A 6240-nucleotide genomic window follows, 5' to 3' on the forward strand; every position below is an offset into this window, starting at 1 on the left:
TCTCTACTTACTCAGCCGTTGCGGCCTTGGCTGCAGCCTTCTTAGGCGCTGCCTTCTTCGGCTTTGCGGCTTCGCCTTCAGCGGCGTCTGCCTTCGGAGCCTTCTTCTCGGCGGCCTTCTTGGATGGCTTTGCGCCGTCGGTGAGGATCTCCGAGATACGGATGGTCGTCAGTTCCTGACGATGGCCGCGGGTGCGCTTCGAGTTCTGACGGCGACGCTTCTTGAACGCGATGACCTTGCGGGCACGGCCCTGTTCGACGACTTCGGCGGTGACGAGAGCACCGGCGACGGTCGGGGCGCCAATGGTCGAGCCGACCATCAGGACTTCTGCGAATTCTACGATGTCACCGGCTTCGCCAGCAACTTTTTCGACCTTGATGAGGTCGTTTGCGGCAACGCGATACTGCTTGCCACCGGTCTTGATGACTGCGAACATTTGTTGTCCTTTCGGTTGTTCGGTCCGGCTCTCATTTCCACGACATTGGCGTCGAAGTGATGGGCCGTCTTTTTATCAGTCGGTTGATGAGCGGGCTTTTGGCCCCTGATCGCAGTCCGGAAAAGCCCGAAATCTGCAATCAAAACAATAGGCGCGGATTACCCCACGCCTAAGGTCTGGTGCTTATAGGTGTGAAGCGGCAGAAAAGTCAAGAATTTTCACGAGGGAATGCAAATTAGCTCTTGTCTAATCGGCGCTGGCCCGTTATTGAGCCGCTGCACGCTCGGCATTCGCTATTGATGCTCGTTACTGTGCGATTCTTCAAGGGTCGTTTTACAGTGCTGCATAACGCGGAGAGGTGGCTGAGTGGTTGAAAGCACCGCACTCGAAATGCGGCATGGGGGCAACTCCATCGGGGGTTCGAATCCCTCCCTCTCCGCCATTTATTCTCCCTGAACGAACGGCCAGCCAGCCGCGCAATATGGTTTGTCCTTTGCCGCTGCAGAATTGAGCGCACGCTTCTCCGCACCGCGCAAACCATGCTAGAAGCGTATCATGACCGTGTTATCCGACGTTGCTCCCATCTATCATCCGCCGCTCGATCCCTATGTCTCGATCCTTCATCGCGATCCGGGCTTTCTCGTGCTGGACAAGCCAAGCGGCTTGCTATCTGTGCCGGGCCGTCACCCGGCACTGTCGGACAGTCTGGCAACGCGCATTCAGGAACAGTTTCCGCAAGCCCAGATGATTAATCGTCTCGACAAGGACACGTCCGGCCTCGTGCTGATGTCGCTCAACCGCAAGGCACATGCCGCCATCGCCTCGCAATTCGAGGCGCGGACGACGGAAAAGTCCTACGTCGCGGTGGTCTGGGGACGCGTCGAAGATGACGAAGGGCTGATCGATCTGCCATTGGCAATAGACCCGGCCAACAAGCCGCGCCATCGTGTCGATCATGAACATGGCAAACCCGCACAAACATGCTGGAAGGTGATGGATCGGGGCGAAAACACAACCCGTCTGCGGCTCTTTCCGCTGACAGGGCGTACACACCAGCTACGCGTGCATATGAAAGCGCTCGGTCATGTGATCCTCGGTGATGAATTCTATGCTGAAGGTGAAGCGCTCATGGCCGCAGATCGTCTGCTACTCCATGCGGAAGAACTGGCTTTCCGTCATCCCGACGGCCACTCCATGACCTTTACCGCGCCCTGCCCGTTCTGAGAGCATTCATGTCGCAGAAAATCGAACCATCGGAACTGGTTGTTGATTTCGTCGGAGGCGCTGTCGGCCACCGGTTTCGCTCTGGCGAAGGACGCGGGCAGGCCCTCGCCAAGGCAGCCGGTTTGACACGCGATGTCACGCCGGAGATCGTCGATGCGACGGCGGGCCTCGGGCGCGATGCCTTCCTGCTGGCCTCTTTGGGGGCAAAAGTGACGTTGATCGAGCGCTCAGAAAAGATGCATGCTCTGTTGGCAGAAGGATTGGCGCGTGCAGCTGCAGAAGGCGGTCGCTATGCCGAGACCGTCGCGCGCATGACGCTTCTGCTGGGCGATTCCTGCCTGCTCCTGCCCGAACTGAAGCCGCAGGTCGTGCTGGTTGACCCGATGCATCCTCCGCGTGGCAACAGCGCGCTCGTCAAGAAGGAAATGCGGCAAATCCGCGAGATCGTCGGCACCGATCCGGATGCTGAAAAATTGATGCTGGTCGCACTGAAGGCCGCACAGAACCGCGTGGTGCTGAAATGGCCCTTGCGCGCCGACCCGATGGCTGGATTGCGAAAACCATCCCATCAGATACTTGGCAAAAGCACGCGCTACGACGTGTTCGTCAAGGCCAGGATCAGCTGAGCATTCCGCAAAAGCTATGATTGTCCGCTACAACCTGTGGCGCGGTTGCGTGACATTTGATCGGAATAGATACTGACACTATTGCGGCCCTTCGCCTTGGCATCATACATGGCTGTATCCGCAGCCGCTAACAGTTCGGCAGCCGACTGACCATGTTTCGGAAAGCAGGCGACACCAATACTGCAGGTAACTTCTAGGAGTGTTCCGTCCATATCCACCGGTTCGCTGATCTTCCGCCTGATCTCATCCAACCGCGAGCAGAAATCGCCATCATCCGCCTGCAAAACCAGAATGAATTCATCACCACCCAGGCGACCAGCAAGTTCACCGTTGCGCAGCAAAAGCGAAATCCGTCCCGCAATCTGCTGAAGGAGCCTGTCACCCGCTGCATGACCCAGCGTGTCGTTGACCGGCTTGAACTGATCCAGATCGAGAAAACCGACAGCCACCCGCTGGGAACGAGCCGCCGCCTGTTCGAGGATCTGTTCAAGACTTCGCTCCAGGAAAGCCCTGTTTGCCAATCCCGTCAACGTGTCGTGTTCGGCCAGATAGCGTATGCGCTCGTCGGCGATACGCCGGTCGATGGCAATTCCGGCCATTCCGGCGGCGGCGGTCAAAAACTCGCGGAGACCGCGATTGCCCGAGGGCTCTCCATCCACCACGAAGCCGAGAACACCGTGCCCCTTACCGTCCGCAGATGGAATCTCCATGGAGAATATGACCTTGTTATCGGAAACGAGAGCTTTCAGCTGCGCCTCAAGGTGTGTCGCAGATAGCGGTACAAATCCGTCTCTCAAAATGCTCGCCAGAGGCTGCAACGACGGTGCAGAAATAACAGTATCGTCAGCCCTATCACCGGTCACGACTGCAACACAATGAACACCAGCGGCAAGGCTCTCCAGCAATCCGGTCAGCTGATCAACGAATTCTGGTATGGCAACCGCACTCACCGTCATTTCCAGAATACGAGCCTGAGCCTGCATGAAGCGTTCGGCCCGCTTCTTGATGGAAATATCGCGAGACACGCCGACAACGCCAATGATGTTGCCGCTTCTATCCCGCAAAGGCACCCGCGAAATCATAAGCCAGCGATCAGCTCCGCCGCGCATGGCGCGCTCTTCATAGCCGAGATCCGGCTGACCGCTGTCCATGACCTGCTTTTCGATTTCAGAAATGCGGGCTGTGATCGCAGCTTCTCCGTGAATATCGAAGTCGGTAAGCCCGATGAGTTCATTGATGTTCGAGAGACCGTTGTTGCGAACCACCGCTTCGTTGGCGAACAGAAACCGCCCCTGAAGGTCTTTGGCATAAATGAAATCCGGTACGTGATTGATCATCGCAACGAGCCAATCGAGCTGCTCCGTGCCTATTATAGGAGTATTGTCGCCCGGCTCTCGTTGTAACAGCTGGGGCGCGTCATCCGCAGGGTGCGGATCACCGTTGATTTCTCCGGCACCTGGCGCCGTCTTATCTGCCAGACCTTTCATGGATTGAGCCCCTCCATGCTTGCCAGATCATATTAGCAATCTTTTTATTACTGGGAATGGCATAAAACAGTCGCCCACGCTTTACGTCATATTCGACACTCTTTTCCGTGTCTTTACGCGCAGCCTACAAACTGCCAACATCGCTTCTGTTGGTACAGTGATTTACGATTTCTGTGCCGGGTTCTTGGGATTTATTTTAGTAATTACTTCACGAAGCATCATTTCGATACGAGGTCTCATGAAACAGAGCATCGACCTGACGACTGCGCCGATCAAACAGGCTTTGCTGCTTTTCGCATTGCCGACGCTCGGTTCTTCGATATTGCAATCGGCGAACGGGTCGATCGACACAATCTGGATCGGACAGTTGCTGGGCGAAAATGCACTTGCGGCGACGACAAACGGCAATCTGGTGATGTTTCTGCTGACCGCTTTCGTCTTCGGGTTCGGCATGGCATCCACGATTCTGATCGGACAGGCGTTCGGACGGCGTGATATCGAAACGGCGCGTACGATAGCGGGCACCACAGTTGGCACTTTCGTACCGCTCAGTATCATCGTCGCCATCATTGGCTGGATGCTCGCCCCCAAAGTGCTGGAACTACTGGGGACGCCTGAAACTATCGAACCGCTGGCCCGTGCATTCCTGCAAGTCACGTTCCTGGCCATGCCAGCCATTCTGATGCAGACGATTTTGATGATGGCTTTGCGCGGCGGCGGTGACGCCATGACCCCGCTTATATTCATGGGAATGGCCGTCGTGCTGGATATCGCGCTCAATCCCCTCTTCATTCTCGGATGGGGGCCGCTACCCGCGCTGGGAATCGCTGGATCGGCATTGGCGACAGCCGTTGCCAATTATATAAGCCTCGCTGCGATGCTTTATTACATCTATCACCGCGATCTTCCGTTGCGCCTGCGCGGCAAGGAGTTGTGGCTTCTTATCCCTGACAAGGAATTACTGCGGCTGATCTTCACCAAAGGATTGCCGATGGGCATCCAGATGATCGTGGTCTCAAGTTCAATGCTGACCATGATGCGACTGGTCAATCAGGAGGGTGTCGACACGACCGCCGCCTTCGGCGCCACGCAGCAACTCTGGACTTATGTACAGATGCCGGCCATGGCATTGGGCGCTGCTGTCAGCGCCATGGCCGCCCAGAATATCGGCGCTGGAAAATGGAACCGCGTGAGTTCGATAACCCGCATCGGCGCCATCTACGCAGTACTCATGACGGGAGCACTCGTCGTGTTGTTGCTACTCGCCGACCGGCAAGCGATGGAAATATTTCTCGGCCCAGACAGCGCGGCAATCCCGATCGGCCAGCACATAGGGCAAATCGCGACCTGGGGCTTCATCGCCTTCGGCGTATCGATGGTTCTTTTCGGAACGGTGAGAGCAAATGGTCAGGTTATCTGGCCGCTCGTTATCCTATTCGTTTCTATGTATCCCGTGCGTCTTGGGGTCGCCGTTGGCCTGCGCGAACAGCTTGGTTCGGATGCACTCTGGCTGAGCTTTCCAGCCGCAATGGTGTCAACCTTGCTGATGGCGACAATCCTTTATTTCCACGGAGGCTGGAAAAAGAACGCTTCTATGCGTATCGATGCTCACGAGCTTCAAGGGGAAGCAGCTTGCGTGTCGCAATCGACAGAAGCCGCTCCATCGAGTAATGCGTTCGCTCCGAATGCACCGCTCATCGCTGAAGTAAAGCCTGACACCTAGATGCTCTGCTACAACCGCCTATCGACTAAAGAGCCTTTATGATCGCCGCGACACTTTCTTCTGTGGTCAGGAGAAACGTGTCCAGACGCAAATCCGGCTTCCAGGGCTCGAAGTGGCGTTTCAGTATCTGAGCCCAGCTCGGAACGGTCAGGCCCTCTATGGCTGATACGCGCGTTTCCGCGCGATGGCGGTGTGTTGCGGCGTCGGCACAGACGACTTCAACCTCGAGCGATTTACGACCCGTTTCTGCCGCGACGCCTCTGAATGCCTGACGGGTGATTTCGATGGCGTTGACCGAGTCGACAATGACGGTATGGCCCAGTCGAAGGTTATCTGCCGCCAGCCGATAAAGCGCTACGTAACCTGCAGGGCCGACATCATTGTCTCCCGGCACCGGCATAGCAGAGCGAATTGCCTGCTCGACCGTATCCAGACGAAGATAACAGGCTCCGATACGAGCAGCCAAGGCTTGCGCGATCGTGCTCTTTCCAGAAGCTGGCAGTCCACCCAGGATAATCAGCATCAGGCCCCCTGATTAATTCAATTATACTCGCGGGCCTTAAAACTTCTATGACTGTGTCGAGCACACAATCCGAGATTACCTTCCGTTGGCGAACTTTTCCTTGAAACGCCAAAACCCCGCAGCCTAGGCTACGGGGTTTTGTTGATTTGGTTGCGGGGGCAGGATTTGAACCTGCGGCCTTCAGGTTATGAGCCTGACGAGCTACCGGGCTGCTCCACCCC

Annotated in this window: 6 protein-coding genes and 1 tRNA gene; 4 read left to right on the top strand and 3 right to left on the bottom strand. The window is 56.5% G+C overall.

Features of this window, described 5'->3' with window-relative positions; all coding sequences use genetic code 11:
* Positions 1-7: 7 nt before the first annotated feature.
* Positions 8-436 carry a 50S ribosomal protein L21 gene (gene rplU / locus HWX93_RS20870; RefSeq protein WP_104757429.1) on the bottom strand — a complete coding sequence of 143 codons (429 nt, stop codon included), beginning with the start codon at positions 434-436 and terminating at the stop codon, positions 8-10.
* A 352-nt stretch (positions 437-788) separates the two neighbouring features.
* Between rplU and HWX93_RS20875 the strand changes: the two genes are divergently transcribed.
* The 3 genes from HWX93_RS20875 (at position 789) to HWX93_RS20885 (ending at position 2286) form a co-directional block, all read left to right on the top strand.
* Positions 789-878 (top strand) — tRNA-Ser (locus HWX93_RS20875).
* 113 nt (positions 879-991) lie between these two features.
* Positions 992-1660, top strand: a complete 669-nt coding sequence (locus tag HWX93_RS20880; protein ID WP_176038589.1) for a pseudouridine synthase — start codon at positions 992-994, stop codon at positions 1658-1660.
* A gap of 8 nt (positions 1661-1668) precedes the next feature.
* On the top strand, positions 1669-2286 hold the full coding sequence (locus tag HWX93_RS20885; RefSeq protein ID WP_176038590.1) for a class I SAM-dependent methyltransferase: 618 nt from the start codon (positions 1669-1671) through the stop codon (positions 2284-2286).
* A gap of 14 nt (positions 2287-2300) precedes the next feature.
* Here the strand turns inward: HWX93_RS20885 and HWX93_RS20890 are convergent, their stop codons facing one another.
* On the bottom strand, positions 2301-3773 hold the full coding sequence (locus HWX93_RS20890) for a diguanylate cyclase domain-containing protein (RefSeq protein WP_176038591.1): 1473 nt from the start codon (positions 3771-3773) through the stop codon (positions 2301-2303).
* Between the two features lie 238 nt (positions 3774-4011).
* Here HWX93_RS20890 and HWX93_RS20895 point away from each other — a divergent pair, with 238 nt between their 5' ends.
* Positions 4012-5496 carry an MATE family efflux transporter gene (locus tag HWX93_RS20895; RefSeq protein ID WP_109988895.1) on the top strand — a complete coding sequence of 495 codons (1485 nt, stop codon included), beginning with the start codon at positions 4012-4014 and terminating at the stop codon, positions 5494-5496.
* Between the two features lie 25 nt (positions 5497-5521).
* Here HWX93_RS20895 and HWX93_RS20900 read toward each other — a convergent pair whose 3' ends face one another.
* A complete protein-coding gene (locus HWX93_RS20900; protein WP_176038592.1) occupies positions 5522-6019 on the bottom strand; it encodes an AAA family ATPase in 498 nt (165 codons plus the stop codon).
* Positions 6020-6240 lie beyond the last annotated feature (221 nt).

Source organism: Brucella tritici (assembly GCF_902825325.1).
In the GTDB taxonomy this organism is placed as follows: Bacteria; Pseudomonadota; Alphaproteobacteria; order Rhizobiales; family Rhizobiaceae; genus Brucella.